At 68.7% G+C, this 17,036-nt stretch carries 15 protein-coding genes; 3 read left to right on the forward strand and 12 right to left on the reverse strand.

Features of this window, described 5'->3' with window-relative positions; translation table 11 throughout:
• Positions 1–41: 41 nt before the first annotated feature.
• From prcA to arc, 6 genes are all read right to left on the reverse strand, one after another.
• A complete protein-coding gene (gene prcA, locus ACIRP7_RS16335) occupies positions 42–797 on the reverse strand; it encodes a proteasome subunit alpha (protein WP_403659031.1) in 756 nt (251 codons plus the stop codon).
• A gap of 60 nt (positions 798–857) precedes the next feature.
• A complete protein-coding gene (gene prcB, locus ACIRP7_RS16340; RefSeq protein WP_059207841.1) occupies positions 858–1,703 on the reverse strand; it encodes a proteasome subunit beta in 846 nt (281 codons plus the stop codon).
• Positions 1,655–2,248, reverse strand: a complete 594-nt coding sequence (locus ACIRP7_RS16345) for an endonuclease VII domain-containing protein (RefSeq protein WP_403659578.1) — start codon at positions 2,246–2,248, stop codon at positions 1,655–1,657. The genes prcB and ACIRP7_RS16345 overlap by 49 nt, the downstream gene beginning before the upstream one ends.
• 41 nt (positions 2,249–2,289) lie before the next feature.
• Positions 2,290–2,508 carry a ubiquitin-like protein Pup gene (locus ACIRP7_RS16350; protein WP_020117720.1) on the reverse strand — a complete coding sequence of 73 codons (219 nt, stop codon included), beginning with the start codon at positions 2,506–2,508 and terminating at the stop codon, positions 2,290–2,292.
• Between the two features lie 155 nt (positions 2,509–2,663).
• On the reverse strand, positions 2,664–4,175 hold the full coding sequence (gene dop, locus ACIRP7_RS16355; protein WP_359384033.1) for a depupylase/deamidase Dop: 1,512 nt from the start codon (positions 4,173–4,175) through the stop codon (positions 2,664–2,666).
• Between the two features lie 245 nt (positions 4,176–4,420).
• Positions 4,421–6,187, reverse strand: coding sequence for a proteasome ATPase (gene arc, locus ACIRP7_RS16360; protein WP_403659036.1), 1,767 nt, complete (start codon positions 6,185–6,187; stop codon positions 4,421–4,423).
• A gap of 244 nt (positions 6,188–6,431) precedes the next feature.
• Between arc and ACIRP7_RS16365 the strand changes: the two genes are divergently transcribed.
• The gene (locus tag ACIRP7_RS16365) at positions 6,432–6,737 is read left to right on the forward strand and encodes a ferredoxin (protein ID WP_403659039.1); all 306 of its coding nucleotides are present in this window, start codon (positions 6,432–6,434) and stop codon (positions 6,735–6,737) included.
• A 57-nt stretch (positions 6,738–6,794) separates the two neighbouring features.
• Here ACIRP7_RS16365 and ACIRP7_RS16370 read toward each other — a convergent pair whose 3' ends face one another.
• The 3 genes from ACIRP7_RS16370 to ACIRP7_RS16380 form a co-directional block, all read right to left on the reverse strand.
• Complete coding sequence (locus ACIRP7_RS16370; protein ID WP_352390126.1) at positions 6,795–7,373, reverse strand: hypothetical protein; 579 nt, start codon at positions 7,371–7,373, stop codon at positions 6,795–6,797.
• Positions 7,374–7,588: 215 nt separating this feature from the next.
• On the reverse strand, positions 7,589–8,491 hold the full coding sequence (locus ACIRP7_RS16375; protein WP_352390127.1) for a tRNA (adenine-N1)-methyltransferase: 903 nt from the start codon (positions 8,489–8,491) through the stop codon (positions 7,589–7,591).
• Positions 8,492–8,529: 38 nt separating this feature from the next.
• Positions 8,530–10,104: a site-2 protease family protein gene (locus ACIRP7_RS16380; protein WP_403659043.1), complete on the reverse strand. Its 1,575-nt coding sequence runs from the start codon at positions 10,102–10,104 to the stop codon at positions 8,530–8,532.
• Positions 10,105–10,973: 869 nt separating this feature from the next.
• On the opposite strand from ACIRP7_RS16380, the gene ACIRP7_RS16385 reads away from it, so the two are divergent.
• Entirely contained in the window at positions 10,974–11,843 is an 870-nt protein-coding gene (locus ACIRP7_RS16385) for a RecB family exonuclease (protein WP_403659046.1), read from the forward strand.
• Positions 11,844–11,857: 14 nt separating this feature from the next.
• Entirely contained in the window at positions 11,858–12,529 is a 672-nt protein-coding gene (locus ACIRP7_RS16390) for a response regulator transcription factor (RefSeq protein WP_007380871.1), read from the forward strand.
• Positions 12,530–12,617: 88 nt separating this feature from the next.
• Here the strand turns inward: ACIRP7_RS16390 and ACIRP7_RS16395 are convergent, their stop codons facing one another.
• The 3 genes from ACIRP7_RS16395 to ACIRP7_RS16405 form a co-directional block, all read right to left on the reverse strand.
• Entirely contained in the window at positions 12,618–14,198 is a 1,581-nt protein-coding gene (locus ACIRP7_RS16395; protein ID WP_403659049.1) for an ABC transporter substrate-binding protein, read from the reverse strand.
• A gap of 78 nt (positions 14,199–14,276) precedes the next feature.
• Positions 14,277–15,881: an ABC transporter substrate-binding protein gene (locus ACIRP7_RS16400; protein WP_403659052.1), complete on the reverse strand. Its 1,605-nt coding sequence runs from the start codon at positions 15,879–15,881 to the stop codon at positions 14,277–14,279.
• Between the two features lie 434 nt (positions 15,882–16,315).
• On the reverse strand, positions 16,316–17,014 hold the full coding sequence (locus ACIRP7_RS16405; protein ID WP_403659055.1) for an HAD family hydrolase: 699 nt from the start codon (positions 17,012–17,014) through the stop codon (positions 16,316–16,318).
• Positions 17,015–17,036: the final 22 nt, after the last annotated feature.

A 17,036-nucleotide genomic window follows, 5' to 3' on the forward strand; every position in this document is an offset into this window, starting at 1 on the left:
GGGGCACAGAAGGGGTGATCGTCGGGCGGAACCCGCCGGGACTACTCGTCCTCGGCACCCTCCGCCTCATCCGAACTCTCCGCCTCGGTGGACGCACCACCGGCCTCCAGCAACCGGCCCAGCTGACGCCCCACGATGCGCTTGAACTTGCGCTGCTGCGGACGCGTCCGGTCCAGCACCGCGACCTCCAGCCGCTCCGCGGGAATCTCCCGCTCACTGCCGTTCGTGTCACGGGACAACGCCTGCACGGCCAGCTTCAGCGCCTCCGCCAGACTCATACCGTCCTGGTGACGCTGATCCAGATAGCTGCTGATCGTCTCCGCGTTGCCGCCCACCGCCACCGAGCCGTGCTCGTCCACGATGGAACCGTCATGCGGCAGCCGGTAGATCTGGTCACCGTCCGGAGTCTCACCGACCTCCGCCACGACCAGCTCCACCTCGTACGGCTTCTCACCGGCCGAGGAGAAGATCGTGCCCAGCGTCTGGGCGTACACGTTGGCGAGACCACGGGCGGTCACATCGTCACGGTCATAGGTGTAACCCCGCAGGTCGGCGTACCGCACACCACCGATCCGCAGGTTCTCGTACTCGTTGTACTTGCCGGCGGCCGCGAAGCCGATCCGGTCGTAGATCTCGCTGAACTTGTGCAGCGCGCGGGACGGATTCTCGCCGACGAACACGATGCCGTCGGCATACTGCAGCACGACCAGACTGCGACCACGGGCGATGCCCTTGCGGGCGTACTCCGCCCGGTCGGCCATCGCCTGCTGGGGGGAGACATAGAACGGCGTCGACACCGGTTATCCGTCCCTTTCTGTGGAAGTCACTGCGATCACCTTGAACAAGACAGGTGGCGCCTAGAGCAACGCGGCCCGCGGGCCGTCGGGCTGCTCCAGCCGCCGCTCGAGAATCGAACGGGCGATCTCGGAGGACTCGTCGTCGGTGAGCCGGCGGAAGCCGTCCTCGGTGATCACGGTGACGATCGGGTAGATCCGGCGGGCGACATCGGGACCACCGGTCGCCGAGTCGTCGTCGGCCGCGTCGTACAGGGCCTGCACCACGAGCATCGTGGCCTCGGCCTCGCTCAGACCGTCGTGGAAGAACTTCTTCATGGCACCGCGCGCGAAGATCGAGCCGGAACCGGTTGCGGCGAAGTGGTGCTCCTCGGAACGGCCACCGGTGACGTCGTAGGAGAAGATCCGCCCCCTGCCGCGGTCCACGTCGTACCCCGCGAACAGCGGCACCACGGCCAGCCCCTGCATCGCCATGCCCAGGTTGGAACGGATCATGGTGGACAGCCGGTTCGCCTTGCCCTCCAGCGACAGCTGCGCGCCCTCGACCTTCTCGAAGTGCTCCAGCTCCAACTGGAACAGCTTCACCATCTCGACGGCGAGACCGGCGGTGCCGGCGATCCCGACGGCCGAGTACTCGTCGGCCGGGAACACCTTCTCGATGTCCCGCTGGGCGATGACGTTGCCCATCGTGGCGCGCCGGTCACCGGCGAGCACGACACCACCGGGGAAGGTGACCGCCACGATCGTGGTGCCGTGCGGCGCCTCGATCACACCCTGCATGGGCGGCAGCTGCCGGTTGCCCGGCAGCATCTCCGGCTGGTGCTCGGACAGGAAGTCCATGAAGGACGACGACCCAGGCGTCAGGAAGGCAGCTGGTAGACGCCCGGTGCTACGAGTGTTGGCTTCCACGCGATTCCTTCCAGGTAAGCGGCGGCCCGACGGACGGCGTCGGGATCGTCTCCCAACTTGCCGATGGCCGAATTGCAGTTGAAGCACAGTACGCCTCGGACCCTACCCGTCTTGTGGCAATGATCCACATGAACGGCCGGAGCCTTCAGACAGATCACACAGAGCCCCATCTGAGAGGCGACCATCTCGTCACGCTCGGCTTCGGTGAGGTTGTAGTGGCGCTTCAGGTGGTTCGCACGAGCCTCAATGGCACGACACGCCCTGCAACGCGACGCCCGCCCATCCGAGGCCGAGCCTTTCCGGTGCCAATCCGAGTGCGGCTTGGTCTCGCCACACCCCTGGCAATGCTTGTATCCCTCGGGGACACCCCCGCGCTTGGGCAGTGACCGGCCCATGGCTTGTTGCCGCTTCCTATCGGACTCAGCAGCGCAATCACGGCATCGGTGCTGCAGGCCGTCGAGGTTCGTGCGCTTGAGCGCGAACGCTGCGCGCGGCTTGACCTCGCCGCACCGCGCGCAGCGCTTCACCTCCGACGCGCTTGCCACCACTCCACCCCGTCCACCTTCGATTCGAAGGGGAAAGCGGCCTACTGGCCACCCTTCTGAACGAAGGACCTCACGAAGTCCTCGGCGTTCTCCTCGAGCACATCATCGATTTCGTCGAGGACGGAGTCCACGTCGTCGCTCAGCTTCTCCTGGCGCTCCTTGAGGTCCTCGGAACCCTGCGTCTCCGCAGTCTGCTCCTCGACCTCCTCGGTATTGCGCGTGGCCTTCTGCTGTCCGCCGCCGGTGTCCTTGGTCGCCATAACCCCTCACCCCGCTCGGTTCGCCGTTCTTGATCAGACCCTACAAGCAGGGTCTGACATCGGCCCCGCAGTTCCTACAACGTACGGGGGCCATCTCGATGATTCCCTCTGGCCGGGTTTTCCACCCTGCGGGACGACCCGGCCCGGGTATCCGTTCAGTTGCCCGACAGGACCCTGACCAGGTCTTCTGCCGTGCGACAGCGGTCCAGGAGCTCCTTGACGTGATTTCGCGTTCCGCGAAGCGGTTCGAGGGTTGGGACCCGCTGGAGCGAGTCCCGGCCCGGGAGGTCGAAGATCACCGAGTCCCAGGAGGCCGCGGCGACGTCGTCGGCGTACTGCTCCAGGCAGCGGCCGCGGAAGTAGGCGCGGGTGTCCTCCGGGGGCTTGGTACGGGCTCGCTCGACCTCGTTCTCGTCCAGCAGGCGCTTGATGCGGCCGCGGGCCGCGAGACGGTTGTACAGGCCCTTGTCGGCCCGCACGTCGGCGTACTGGAGGTCGAGGAGGTGCAGCTTGGCCGCGTCCCAGTCGAGGTCGTCGCGGCGCCGGTAGCCCTCCATGAGCTCGCGCTTGGCAACCCAGTCGAGCTCGCCGGCGAGGCTCATGGGGTTGTTCTCGAGGCGGTTGAGGGTGTCCTCCCAGCGGGCCAGGATGTCTTTGGTCTGGTCGTCCGCGTCGGCGCCGAAGCGTTCTTCGACGTACTTGCGGGAGAGTTCGTAGTACTCCATCTGGAGCTGGACCGCGGTGAGTGTGCGGCCGCTGCGGAGAGTGACCAGTCGCTGGAGGGTGGGGTCGTGCGACACCTGGTGCAGGGTCCGTACCGGCTGGTCGACCGCGAGGTCCACCGCGATGAAGCCGTCCTCGATCATCGACAGGACGAGGGCCGTGGTGCCGAGCTTGAGGTAGGTCGAGATCTCCGAGAGGTTCGCGTCGCCGATGATCACATGGAGGCGGCGGTATTTCTCGGCGTCGGCGTGGGGCTCGTCGCGCGTGTTGATGATGGGGCGCTTCAAGGTCGTCTCGAGGCCTACTTCGACCTCGAAGTAGTCGGCGCGCTGGCTGAGCTGGAAGCCGTGTTCGTGGCCGTCCTGGCCGATGCCGACGCGGCCGGCGCCTGCGAAGACCTGGCGGGAGACGAAGAAGGGCGTGAGGTGGCGCACGATGTCCGAGAAGGGGGTTTCCCGCTTCATCAGGTAGTTCTCGTGTGTGCCGTAGGAGGCGCCCTTGTTGTCGGTGTTGTTCTTGTAGAGGTGGATGGGCTGGGCGCCGGGGAGCTGGGCGGCCCGTTCGGCGGCCTCGGCCATGATGCGTTCGCCGGCCTTGTCCCAGAGGACGGCGTCGCGGGGGTTGGTGACCTCGGGGCTGCTGTATTCGGGGTGTGCGTGGTCGACGTAGAGCCGTGCGCCGTTGGTGAGGATGACGTTGGCGAGGCCGATGTCCTCGTCGGTGAGCTGGCTGGAGTCGGCGGCTTCGCGGGCGAGGTCGAAGCCCCGCGCGTCCCGCAGCGGATTCTCCTCCTCGAAGTCCCAGCGGGCCCGGCGGGCCCGGTGCATCGCCGCCGCGTAGGCGTTGACGATCTGGGATGAGGTGAGCATGGCATTGGCGTTGGGGTGGCCGGGGACGGAGATCCCGTACTCCGTCTCGATGCCCATTACTCGCCGTACGGTCATGCGGCCCTCCTTGCCCGGCGGCGCCCTCGGTCGGGGGCGGCGCTCAAGTACCGCTGGCGCTCCGGTGCGTGTGCGGTGCCCGTCCCCGCACTGCGCGACTCGGCGGTACCGAAGAGCCTAGAACGCCTCTGCGCTGGTGGGGAGATCATTTGCGTCATTGCCTTGCTCGCCTTTGGTCCGGTTAGTTGCCTGAAAAACAGTCGGCTGCGGGTACCCCGGTGAGGGCACCCGCAGCCGCCCTGTCTTTACAGGTACTGACCGGTGTTGGCCACCGTGTCGATGGAGCGTCCGGTGTCGGCGCCCTGCTTTCCGGTGATGAGGGTGCGGATGTAGACGATCCGCTCGCCCTTCTTGCCGGAGATGCGGGCCCAGTCGTCCGGGTTGGTGGTGTTGGGCAGGTCTTCGTTCTCCTTGAACTCGTCCACGCAGGCCTGGAGGAGGTGGGAGACGCGGAGACCCTTGGCGTTGTGGTCGAGGAAGTCCTTGATCGCCATTTTCTTGGCGCGGCCGACGATGTTTTCGATCATGGCGCCGGAGTTGAAGTCCTTGAAGTAGAGGACTTCCTTGTCTCCGTTGGCGTAGGTGACTTCCAGGAAGCGGTTTTCCTCGGATTCGGCGTACATGTGTTCCACGGCCGTCTGGATCATGCTCTGGACGGTGGTGGCCTTGCTGCCGCCGTGCTCGCCGAGGTCGTCGGAGTGCAGCGGGAGGCGCTCGGTGAGGTACTTGGCGAAGATGTCCTTGGCGGCCTCGGCGTCGGGACGCTCGATCTTGATCTTCACGTCGAGCCGGCCGGGGCGCAGGATGGCGGGGTCGATCATGTCCTCACGGTTGGAGGCGCCGATCACGACCACGTTCTGCAGGCCCTCCACGCCGTCGATCTCGGCGAGCAGCTGGGGGACGATGGTGTTCTCCACGTCCGAGCTGACACCGGAGCCGCGGGTGCGGAAGAGGGATTCCATCTCGTCGAAGAAGACGATGACGGGGGTGCCCTCGCTGGCCTTCTCGCGAGCACGCTGGAAGACGAGGCGGATCTGCCGCTCGGTCTCGCCGACGTACTTGTTGAGGAGCTCGGGGCCCTTGATGTTGAGGAAGAAGCTCTTGCCGGTGGCCTGGCCGGTGACTTCGGCGACCTTCTTGGCCAGCGAGTTGGCGACGGCCTTGGCGATGAGCGTCTTTCCGCATCCGGGGGGCCCGTAGAGCAGGACGCCCTTGGGCGGGCGCAGTTCGTGCTCCTTGAACAGGTCCGGGTAGAGGTAGGGGAGCTCGACGGCGTCTCGGATGGCCTCGATCTGGCCGCCGAGTCCGCCGATCTGTTCGTAGCCGATGTCGGGGACTTCTTCGAGGACGAGTTCCTCGACCTCGCTCTTGGGCACGACCTCGTAGACGTAGCCGGAGCGGGGTTCGAGGAGCAGGGCGTCGCCGGGGCGGATGGTGACGTCCATCAGTGGCTCGGCGAGCCGGACCACCCGTTCCTCGTCGGTGTGCCCCTGTACGAGGGCGCGCTGGCCGTCCTCGAGGATCTCCTTGAGGGTGACGATGTCGCCGACGCTCTCGTACTCCATGGCCTCGACCACGTTGAGAGCTTCGTTGAGCATCACTTCCTGGCCGCGCCGGAGCTCTTCGAGTTCGACGCTGGGGCTGACGTTCACCCGCAGTTTGCGGCCGCCGGTGAAGATGTCGGCGGTGCCGTCCTCGTTCGCTTCGAGGAAGACACCGAAGCCGGCCGGGGGCTGTGCGAGCCGGTCGACCTCCTCCTTGAGGGCCACGATCTGGTCGCGGGCCTCACGGAGTGTGTTGGCGAGTCGCTCGTTCTGGGCGGACACGCCGGCCAGGTTGGTCTGCAGCTCGACGATCCGCTCTTCGAGAATCCTCGTGTGTCGCGGAGAGTCGGCGAGCTTGCGTCGCAGGACGGCGATCTCCTGCTCAAGGTAGGCAATCTGCCCGGACGGGTCGTCGGACCCTCGTCCCGGGCGGATGCCGCGGTTCATGTCGTCGTCGTGGGCTGCCACGGTCCTCACCTCCTCCAAGGGGAGCTGGACGCTTCCAGACCCTACCTGGGTGGGTGTCGATTGAAACCCCTAGATCACAAAGACTGTCGAGGTGTGTCCGATCTTCACCCTTGCGCTCTCCCTCACGCCAGGGGAATACCCACCGAACAAGATTGGAAAGCTGCCGAAGGTAGGGTCGAAGTGTTCAACACCCGTCAGAGCTGGCCGGATTCCCGTTCAGCCGGACGCATAAACGGCAGGAGAGATGAGAGTGCAGCAGGAGGTCGGGGCCGGCGGCGAGACCCTGGAGGTCTGGATCGATCAGGACCTCTGTACCGGTGACGGCATCTGTGTCCAGTACGCGCCGGAGGTGTTCGAGCTGGACATCGACGGTCTGGCCTATGTGAAGGGCTCGGACGACGAGCTGCTGCAGGACAAGGGCGCGACAACGCCCGTACCGCTGCCGCTTCTCACCGATGTGGTCGACTCGGCGAAGGAGTGTCCGGGCGCGTGCATCCATGTACGTCGGGTTTCGGACAGCGTCGAGATCTACGGGCCGGACGCAGGGTGACTGGAAAGCCACCCTGCGTGAGAGCTGTCTGATTTCTCACAGCTGTGATCGCTTCGGTCAGACGGTGTGCGTGCCCGCGGGGGTCGAGCGGATGAATGCGCCGTCCTTCCACTGCCATTTCGCCTTGTCCGTCACGTCCGGGCAGCAACTGGGTACGTCGGACGTGGAGTAGCCGAGCAGGGTCGCGAGGACGGCGCCGTCGCTCAGTGTGAAGTCGGTGACGGTGTTGCGGGTCTTCGGGCTCAGCAGGGTGGCGACGACCCGGGGTTCACCGGTGTCCTTCGCGTGTGTGATGACGTAGACGGCGTCGGGCGGGGTGCCCATGGGGGCGTCGCAGTGCACCACGACGACTGTTTCCGGCCGTCCGTCGCCGTCGAGGTCTCCGGAGACCCGTTTCTGCACTTTCGCCTTGACCGGGCCGCAGTCGATCGGGAAGTGGACGTCCGCGGGGTCGGGCGCCGTCGTGACCACCGGGGCGGGTCTGGCCTCGGGGCCGGCCGCCTGTGCCGCGGTGGCGGGGTTGGGCTGCAGGACCGAGGAGAGGGCCACGACTGCCGCCACGGCGGTGGCGGTGGCGACCCAGTGGATCGGGCGGGTGTGCGTGTGTGCCAGTTCCGGGACGGCGGATTGCTGCACTAGGAGCGTCTCCTGTGAGGGCTGTGCCGGTGGGGGGGGTGGCCAGCATGGTGCCACACGTCACAGGCCTGGGGAACGGCGGGGTGGGTACGTGTCCTGGTTGCTCTGTGGCGGTTTCTGCCGCTCCCTCAACACGAAGGCGTCGGGGTGGAGTTCTGCTGGTCTGCGGGAACTCCACCCCGACGCCTGTACGTTGAATGCGGAACGGGGCCGCCCTAGCGGCCGGAGCCTCCGTCGGCGTTGGGGCCGGTGTAGTCCTCGCCGTAGGCGCCCTTTGCGGGGCGGCGGCGGCGCATGGGGGGCTCGACGCCGTCGGCGAGGCGGCGGGCGGTGAGGAGGAAGCCGGTGTGGCCGATCATGCGGTGGTCCGGGCGGACGGCCAGGCCCTCGACGTGCCAGTTGCGGATCATCGTCTCCCAGGAGGTCGGCTCGTTGAAGGAGCCGATCTCGCGGATGGACTCGACGGTCCGGGCCAGCTGGGTGGTGGTCGCGACGTAGCAGCACAGGATGCCACCGGGCACGAGTGCCTTGGAGACGGCCTCCAGGCATTCCCAGGGGGCGAGCATGTCGAGGATGACGCGGTCCACGTCGGCGTCGGAGAGGTTGTCCTGGAGGTCGCCGACGGTGAGCTGCCAGGCGGGGTGCGGGCCGCCGAAGTAGCGCTCCACGTTCTGCCGGGCGATGTCGGCGAAGTCCTCGCGGCGCTCGTAGCTGTGCAGCATGCCCTGGTCGCCGATGGCGCGCAGCAGGAAGCTGCTGAGCGAGCCGGAGCCGACACCGGCCTCCACGACGCGGGCGCCGGGGAAGATGTCGGCGAAGGCGAGGATCTGCCCCGCGTCCTTGGGGTAGACCACGGCGGCGCCGCGGGGCATGGACAGGACGTAGTCGGGGAGCAGGGGGCGCAGCGCGAGGTAGGCGACGTTACCGGTGGTGCGGACAACGCTGCCCTCGGGTGCGCCGATCAGCTCGTCGTGCGGGAAGGAACCCTTGTGGGTGTGGAAGTTCTTTCCCTCTTCGAGCGTGAACGTGTAGTGACGGCCCTTGGGGTCGGTCAGCTGAACCTGGTCCCCGACCTTGAAGGGCCCGCGCCTGCGGGCGGCACCGGTCGGTTCGGACATGTGAACAGCCTACCGGTCCCCCGAGGGGCCGCCGACCACTAGGAGGGTCTGGCCATGGCCTTCACGAAGGCGCGTTCCACGTCGGCCGCGGACAGGACGCCGTAGATCTCGCCGGTGTCCTCGACGACGAGGTATTCGGTGGCCGGCGTCGCGCGGAGGGTGTCCAACAGATCTTCCCCGGCGAGTTCGGCGGAGACGCGCATGCCGTCGGTGAGGTCCTGGGCGAGTCCGCTGACGGCGACCCAGGGGCGGCGGTGTTCCGGTACGCCGACGATGGCGGCCTCGCGGACCAGGGAGAGGGGGGTGCCGTCGGCGTCGACGACGACCAGGGCGCGGGCGCCGGCGTCGTTGGCGCGGCGCAGGGCCTCGGAGAGGGGTGTGTCGGTCTCGACGGGGACCGCGCGGCGGGTGAGGGTGCGGGCGCGCAGTTCGGGGAGGTGTTCGCGCAGGCGGGCCATGCGCAGGCTGTTGCCGGCGCCGGTCCAGATGATCGCGGCGAGGATGGCGGCGAGCAGGGCGTCCATCACGGTGTCCATGCCGACGTTGTCCTCGGCGGAGGAGCCGAGGGCTCCGGACTGGGTGAGCAGCGGGAGGCCGATGAGGACGCAGACGGCGAGGGCGCGGCCGACCCAGGCAGCGGCGACGGTGCCGGTCATGGGCTTGCCGGTGATCTTCCAGACGACGGCGCGGAGCATGCGGCCGCCGTCGAGGGGGAGGCCGGGCAGGAGGTTGAAGGCGGCCACGATGAGGTTGGAGACCATCAGGCCGGCGAGCAGGACGCCGGGGACCGTGCCGGGTTCGACGGGCTGCATGGCGAGGTAGAAGAGGCCGGCGAGGATCAGGGAGAGCAGCGGGCCGACGAAGGCGAGCACGAACTCCCGGCCGGGGGTCTCGGCCTCCTTCTCGATCTCGGAGACGCCGCCGAAGAACTGGAGCTGGATGCGGCGGACGGGGAGTTTGAAGCGCAGGGCCGCGACGGTGTGGGCCAGTTCGTGGACGAGGACGGAGGCGTAGAAGGCGACCGCGAAGAAGAGGGAGACGAGGTAGCGGGCGGCGCCGAGTTCCGGCAGCACGCGGTCCAGTTGGCCGCCGAACACCCAGGTGATGAGCGCGGCGACGAGGAACCAGCTGGGGGCGACGTAGACGGGCACACCGAAGGGGCGGCCCATCAGGAGTCCGCCGCGCGGCTGGGGGGACGGGGGCGGGGGGCTCTTGGGGGCGCCTGAGTGGGCGAGGGTGCGGTGGTCGTCGGTGGTGTCGGGTTCGCGGGGCGCTTCGGTTTTGCGCAGGTCGGCGGGTGCCTGGTGCGTCGCGTCGGGGGCGGCCTCGGGGGCGGGCGGGTGCTCTCCGTCTCCGGTGCCGGTCTCGCTCCCGGAGGCCGCGACGTCGGTGGGCGCCAGGGTGGGCGGGGCCTGGGTGGCATCGTCGTCCGCGGCCGGCCCGTGTGCGGTGCCGTCGGTTGCGCCCTCGGTGGGGGCGCTGGTGGACGGGGTCCCGTTCTCGTGCGGGTCGGGGGCGGTGGGGTCGGTGGTCTGGGCCGTGGGCCCTGCGTGGGGCTTGGCCGGCCGGTCCGTGCCGGACCGCGGCTGCCCGCTCCCGCCGCTCTCGTCCACGATGTCCCCTCGTTCGAAGCGTCTTCCGCGCCTGCCGTGCGGAAGGTCTCGGGTCGATGGTATGCGGCGGTCGCGACGCGCCCGGCCCCGGCACCCCCGTGTTTCCTCGGGGGCCGCAGCGGACACGGCGGTGAGTGGGTCACTGTCAGTGGCGGGCCGTATGGTCTGTGGTCATGGAGACGAGCACGGAGGGCGAGGCCGAGGCCACCGTCCATGACCCGGGAACGCCGCAAGCGGCGGTCACGGCGGAGACGCCGGTAGCAGCGGTCACGGCGGAGGCCGGGGCGGTCGAAGAACCGGCCACGGCCCGGCCCGGGCCGGGTACGGCACCGGCCGCCCCCGAACCTGCGGCAAGCGGGAAGCCGGCTGCGGCGGAGCCTCGGACGGCCGACGAACCGGTCGCCCCCGAACCCGCGACAAGCAAGGAACCCCCTGCCGCACGGCCCGAGACGGGCGCGGCACCGGCCGCCCCCGAACCCGCGGCAAGCGGGAAGCCGGCTGCGGCGGAGCCTCGGACGGCCGACGAACCGGTCGCCCCCGAACCCATGACAAGCAAGGAACCCCCTGCCGCACGGCCCGAGACGGGCGGGGCACCGGCCGCCCCCGAACCCGCGGCAAGCGGGAAGCCGGCTGCGGCGGAGCCTCGGACGGCCGACGAACCGGTCGCCCCCGAACCCGCGACAAGCAAGGAACCCCCTGCCGCACGGTCCGAGACGGGCGCGGCACCGGCCGCCCCCGGACCTGTGACGGGCGGGGGGCCGGTCCAGGCCGGACCCGGGGTTGTGCCGGCGGTGGTCGGGGCCGGAGGGGATGGTGACGTAGCGCCGGTTGCGGGCGAGGCGGGGGTTGACCTTGGGGCGGACGTCGGTGTGGTGGCCCGCTCCGTCGGTGTGACGCCTGCCGCGCCCGCCTCCCTGTCCCCTTCTCGTGCCAATGACTTCATGCAGTGTCCGTTGCTGTACCGGTTCCGGGTGATCGACCGGCTGCCGGAGAAGCCGAGCGCGGCGGCGACCCGGGGGACCCTGGTGCACTCGGTGCTGGAGCGGCTCTTCGACGCCCCGGCCGGGGAGCGGACCGCGCCCGCGGCCAAGTCGCTGATCCCCGGTCAGTGGGACCGGCTCCGGGAGAGCCGGCCGGAGGTGGTGGAGCTGTTCGCCGACGATCCGGAAGGCGAGCGGCTCGCGACATGGCTCGCCGAGGCGGAGCAGCTGGTCGAGCGGTGGTTCACGCTGGAGGACCCGACGCGCCTGGAGCCCGCCGAGCGGGAGTTGTTCGTCGAGGCGGAGCTGGACTCGGGGCTGCGGCTGCGCGGGATCATCGACCGGGTCGACGTGGCGCCGACCGGCGAGGTGCGGATCGTCGACTACAAGACCGGCAAGGCGCCCCGGCCCGAGTACGCCGAGGGCGCGCTGTTCCAGATGAAGTTCTACGCCCTGGTGGTGTGGCGGCTGAAGAACGTGATCCCGCGCCGCCTCCAACTCGTCTATCTCGGCAGTGGTGACGTCCTGACGTACGACCCGGTACTCGCCGACCTGGAGCGTGTCGAGCGCAAGCTGCTGGCGCTGTGGGAGGCGATCCGGCAGGCCACGCAGACGGGCGACTGGCGACCGCGGCCGACCAAGTTGTGCGGCTGGTGCGACCACCAGGCGCACTGCCCGGAGTTCGGCGGCACTCCCCCGCCCTACCCACTACCGGTGACGTCCGCGACCGGCGAGCAGGGCAGAATGGGGCCGGACTAGCGAAGGAGACTTACGTGGCCATCCGCGTCCTACTCGTCGACGACCAGCCGCTGCTGCGTACCGGGTTCCGGATGATTCTGGAGGCCGAGCAGGATCTCGCGGTCGTGGGCGAGGCCGGAGACGGCCTTCAGGCCATCGACCAGGTGCGGGCACTGCAGCCCGACGTGGTCCTGATGGACATCCGTATGCCGCGGATGGACGGAGTGGAGGCGACCCGGCAGATCACCGGTCCCGGGCGGGACGGCCCGGCCAAGGTGCTGGTGCTGACCACCTTCGACCTCGACGAGTACGTGGTGGAGGCGCTGCGCGCGGGGGCCAGCGGCTTCCTGCTCAAGGACGCCCCGGCCAACGAACTCGTGCAGGCGATCCGGGTGGTGGCCGCGGGTGAGGCGATGCTCGCGCCGAGCATCACACGCCGGCTGCTCGACAAGTACGCCACGCATCTGCCGTCCGGTGACGAGCCGGTGCCGGACACGCTGCACACGCTCACCGACCGCGAGGTCGAGGTGCTGAAGCTGGTGGCGCGCGGGCTGTCCAACGCGGAGATCGCCGCGGATCTGTTCGTCAGCGAGACGACGGTGAAGACACATGTGGGTCATGTGCTGACCAAGCTGGGGCTGCGGGACCGGGTGCAGGCCGCGGTGTACGCGTACGAGAGCGGTCTGGTGCGTCCCGGCGCGCAGTAGACCGGTCGGCTGAAGAGCGAAGAGGGCGTCCCCCGCCTGACTGGGGGCGCCCTCTTCGTGTGTGCGGCAACGGCACGCCGCCGCCGGGTCAGCCCTTGCTGAGCTCCCAGAAGCGGAACACCGTGGAGGCGTCGAGGCAGTACTCCAGGCCGTAGACGTTGTCGCGGACGACGGCGTACTGCTTGGCCTGCCAGACCGGCAGGACGGGGACGTCCTCGGCGACGAGGTTCTGGAGCGTGCCGAAGGGGTCGTCCGTCGCGGCGCGGTCCGGCTGGGCGGCGGTCTCGGGGATGAGCGAGCCGGTGATCTTGTTGTTGCTGTAGTTGTTGTCCAGCACGTTGCCCTTGCCGAAGAAGGGGGCCGTGAAGTTGTCGGCGTCGGGGTAGTCGGGCACCCAGCCCTTGACGTACACGCCGTACTTGCCGGCCGCGATGTCCTTCTCGTACTGGTCGAAGGCCACGGACTTCACGTCGGCGTCGAACAGACCGCTGGCGTTGAGCTGCTGGGCGATCGTCTTGAGTTCCTGGTCGGTGGCGGGGCCGTAGCGCGACGGCGTCGACCACAGGGTCAGCTTGACCTTGCCGGTGATGCCCTCGTCGGCGAGGGCGGCTGAGGCCTTGGACCGGGAGGGCTGGGCGCCGTAGGTGTCGAAGAAGGCCGTGTTGTGACCCGCGATACCGGCCGGGATGATCGAGTAGAGCGCGGTCGCGGTGCCCTGGTAGACGTCGTGGATGAGGGCTTCGCGGTCCAGGAGGTAGGCGATCGCCTTGCGGACGCCGAGCTTTCCCGTGACCGGGTCGTCCATGTTGAAGACGAGGTGCTGGACCTCGGCGCTGGTGCCCTCGACGACCTCGACGCCGGAGTCGGGCGAGGCGTTCTCGATGTCGGTGATGTCGCCGGCGCTCAGGCCGCGGTAGGCGAGGTCGACCTTCTTGTCGGTCAGGGCGGTCTTCAGGGCGCTCTGGTCGCCGTGGAAGAACTTCAGCGTGACGCCGGAGTTCTGGGGCTCGGCGGTGCCCTTGTAGTTCTCGTTGACGGAGAACTCGGCCTGGTCGTCGTCGAACGAGTCGAGCTGGTAGGGGCCGGAGCCGACCGCCTTGCTGTCCTCGCGCAGGCCGTCGGGGTCGTACTGCGTGTGGTCGACGATGGAGCCGGCGCCGGAGGCGATCTTGCTCGGGAAGGTCGCGTCGGGGGTGTTCAGCCTGAAGACGACGGTCTTCTCGTCCGGTGTCTCGACCTTGTCGAGCATCGGGAACATGATCGCGGGGCCGGCGTCGTCGTTGATCTTCAGCATGCGGTCGAAGGAGAACTTGACGTCCTCGGAGGTGAGCGGGTCACCGTTGCTGAACTTGAGGCCGGACTTGAGGGTGCACTCGTACACCTGGGTCCTGGTGTCCGTGAACTCGCAGCTCTTGGCCGCGTCCGGCTCCGGCTCCGTGCCGCCCTTGGGGAAGCTGAGCAGAGACTGGAAGACGTTGTTGAACAACAGCCAGGAGCCGGGGTCGTAGCCGGAGGCCGGGTCGGTGGCGAGGACGTCGTCGGACATCCCCATGACCACGGAGGAGCCGCCGGAACCGGAGTCCCCCGACTCCGTGCCGCAGCCGGTCAGCAGACCGGAGGCGAGCCCCGCCACGATCGGCAGGACCTGCCACTGGATGCGCTTGTTCACGTGCGAGTGCCTTGTCGTCGATTCTTGTGGAATCCCGGGCCCGACCGCCTGGGCCCGGGTGAAGGAGGTGCCGGCCGGTCAGCCGCTCACGCCCTTGCCGAGTTCCCACAGCTGCAGCGTCGACGAGGAGTTGAGTGCGTAGGCGGTGCCCGTGACGTCGTCGCGCGCGGCGACGTACTGCTTGCCCTGCCACAGCGGCAGCACGGGGACGTCCTTGGCGACGATGTCCTGGATCTCGGTCAGGCTTCCGGACGCGGCGAGACGGTCGGCCTCGCGACGGGAGTCCGGGATGAGGGTGTTGCGGATATCGCTGTTGGCGTAGGGCGAGCCGAGGAAGTTGTCCTTGTCGAGGAAGGGGGCGAGGTAGTTGTCGGCGTCGGGGAAGTCCGGGAACCAGCCCATGCCGTAGACGTCGTACTCGCCCTTCTGCTCGGCCGGGCGGAACGTGGACCAGGGTGCGCCCTTGATGCTGACGTCGAAGAGCCCGCTCGCGTTGAGCTGCTTCTGGAGGCCCTCGAACTCCTCCTTGGTGGCCGGACCGTAGTGGTCGGTCGTGTAGTGGAGGGTCAGCTTCAGCGGGGTGGTGATGCCGGCCTGGGTCAGCAGGGACTTGGCCTTGGTGACGCTCGGGTCGCCGTACTTGTTGAAGAAGGAGTTTGAGTGGCCGGTGATGCTGGCCGGGACCAGCGAGAAGAGCGGCTCGGCCTGGGTGCCGTAGACCTTGGAGACGAGTTCGCTGCGGTTGATGAGCTGGGCCATGGCCTGGCGCACGGCGCGGGACTTCACGACCGGGGCCTTGGTGTTGAAGGCGAGGTAGCGGATCTCCAGGCCGGCCATTTCGACGAGGTCGACGTCGCCGCCGGACTCGTTCGACAGCTTCTGGATCTGCTGGGGCGACATGGTGCGGGTGATGAGGTCGATGTCGCCCTTTTCGAGGGCGGTGCCCATGGCGTCGGCGTCCGCGTAGGAGCGCAGGACGACCTTGTCGTTGTTCACCGTCAACGCCCCCTTGTAGTGGGGGTTCTTGGTGAACACGGCGTCGACGAGTTCGTCGTTCTTGACGTCGGCCTTCATGGTGTAGGGGCCGGAGCCGTCGACGTCGAAGCCGTCGCGGAGCTTGTTCTTCGCGTAGTCGCCGGGGTTGACGATGCCGGCGACCGGAGTCGACAGCTTGTACGGGAAGGTGGCGTCGGCGGTCTTGAGGTGGAAGATGACCTCGCGGGCGCCCTTGGTCTCGACGGTGTCGATGGTGGACAGCAGGGCGAAGACGCCGGAGTCGGCCTTGATGGCGCGGGCGCGATCGATGGAGTACTTCACATCGGCCGCGGTGATGGAGTCGCCGTTCGCGAACTTCAGGCCGTCGCGCAGGGTGCAGACGTAGCGTTCGTTGCCGCTGTCGCTGAAGCCGCAGGACTGGGCGGCCTCGGGGACGGGGTCGCCCTCGCCCTTGGGCTGGATCATCAGGGTCTGTACGGTCTGCCGCAGGACGTTCCAGGTGCCGACGTCGTAGGCGTAGGCGGGGTCGAGCGGGGCGGGAGCTGCCTTCGTGGCGGTGAACCGGTCCGTGGTGCCGACGCCGATCGCGTCGCCCCCGCCGCTGCCGCTGCCGGAGCCGCCGCAGGCGGCGAGCACCGGCGCGAGCAGACCGATGACGGCCGGCAGCACCAAAGTCTTGCGGTTCATGCTCGGGTTTCTCCACAGCTGTTCAGTCCGTGTACCCGGCATGCAGGGGTTGGCGTGGCGGATCACGGGGTTAGGGCGATGTTCTCACCAGGAGATTAGTCCGCACCTGCAGGAGGGTTCGCAGCCACCGGAGTTGAGCTTCCATCACAGAGTGAAACCGGGTGTGGACGCACCGAAAGCCCGCCAGGGGAAGGATTGGTGCAGGGTTTCATCAATCGGGACACATGGGCGCGTCCGCGCCCTTCGAAGGGGGGTGTCCGGCACAGCCCCGGTCGCCTGTCGAGGGCCCGCCGAGTGGGGAACCTCACACCCGCAGGGGGGTGTGGCGGGCTGGAATTCGGGCGTGCGGGGCGCTGCGAATTCCTGCGACAGGGCCCTGGGGAATTACCGCGCTATCCGTGCTGCACGCTGGGTGAACACCCGAGGCATTTCCGTCATCGAAGGGTGATCAGGCCGCGCAGAAATGCCAGGTCGACGTCTTCGAGCGAGCCGACGACCGTGCGTCCGGGGGCCGGGAGGATGGGGGCCACGGAGGGCACGGCCACGACCTGGCAGCCGGCCGCCTCGGCTGCGGCGACACCGGTCGCGGTGTCCTCGACGACCGCGCATCTGGCGGGGTCCGCGTCGAGACCGGCGGCGGCGAACAGATACGGGTCCGGGTGCGGCTTGGTGCGCGGCACCTCGTCGCCGGCGACCGTGAGGGCGAAGTGCCGGTGGCCGAGGGCGTCGAGGACCCGGTCGATGATGCGCCGGTGCGAGGCGGAGACCAGGGCGGTGGGGATCCGGTGCGCGGACAGTTCGGCCAGCAGGCGGGCGGCGCCGGGCATCAGGGGCAGGGCGTGGCCGATCCGTTCCTCGAAGCCCTGGTTGAGCAGGACGCTGAGCTCGGGGAGGGTGATGTCGGCGCCGGTGGCCTCGATCAGGAAACCGGCGCTGCGGGTCATAGGGCCGCCGACCACGACATGGCGCCAGGAGTCGTCGAGGGTGTGGCCGAGCCGGGCGAAGACCTCCACTTCGACGTCCCACCAGAAGCCCTCGGTGTCCACCAGGGTGCCGTCCATGTCGAGGAGGACGGCCTGGAGGGCGGAGCCGTCTGCCGTACGGGTGATCGGCGCGGGGACCGTACTGGTCATCCACGTACCTCCTTGGGGGACG

The sequence above is a fragment of the Streptomyces sp. NPDC102270 genome, from assembly GCF_044766405.1.
GTDB lineage: Bacteria > Actinomycetota > Actinomycetes > Streptomycetales > Streptomycetaceae > Streptomyces.

Coding starts and splice junctions, on each gene's coding strand:
- ACIRP7_RS16365 (WP_403659039.1), top strand. CDS start 6,432: ATGAGAGTGCAGCAGGAGGTCGGGGCCGGCGGCGAGACCCTGGAGGTC.
- ACIRP7_RS16375 (WP_352390127.1), bottom strand. CDS start 8,491: ATGTCCGAACCGACCGGTGCCGCCCGCAGGCGCGGGCCCTTCAAGGTC.
- ACIRP7_RS16350 (WP_020117720.1), bottom strand. CDS start 2,508: ATGGCGACCAAGGACACCGGCGGCGGACAGCAGAAGGCCACGCGCAAT.
- dop (WP_359384033.1), bottom strand. CDS start 4,175: ATGACCGTACGGCGAGTAATGGGCATCGAGACGGAGTACGGGATCTCC.
- ACIRP7_RS16405 (WP_403659055.1), bottom strand. CDS start 17,014: ATGACCAGTACGGTCCCCGCGCCGATCACCCGTACGGCAGACGGCTCC.
- ACIRP7_RS16400 (WP_403659052.1), bottom strand. CDS start 15,881: ATGAACCGCAAGACTTTGGTGCTGCCGGCCGTCATCGGTCTGCTCGCG.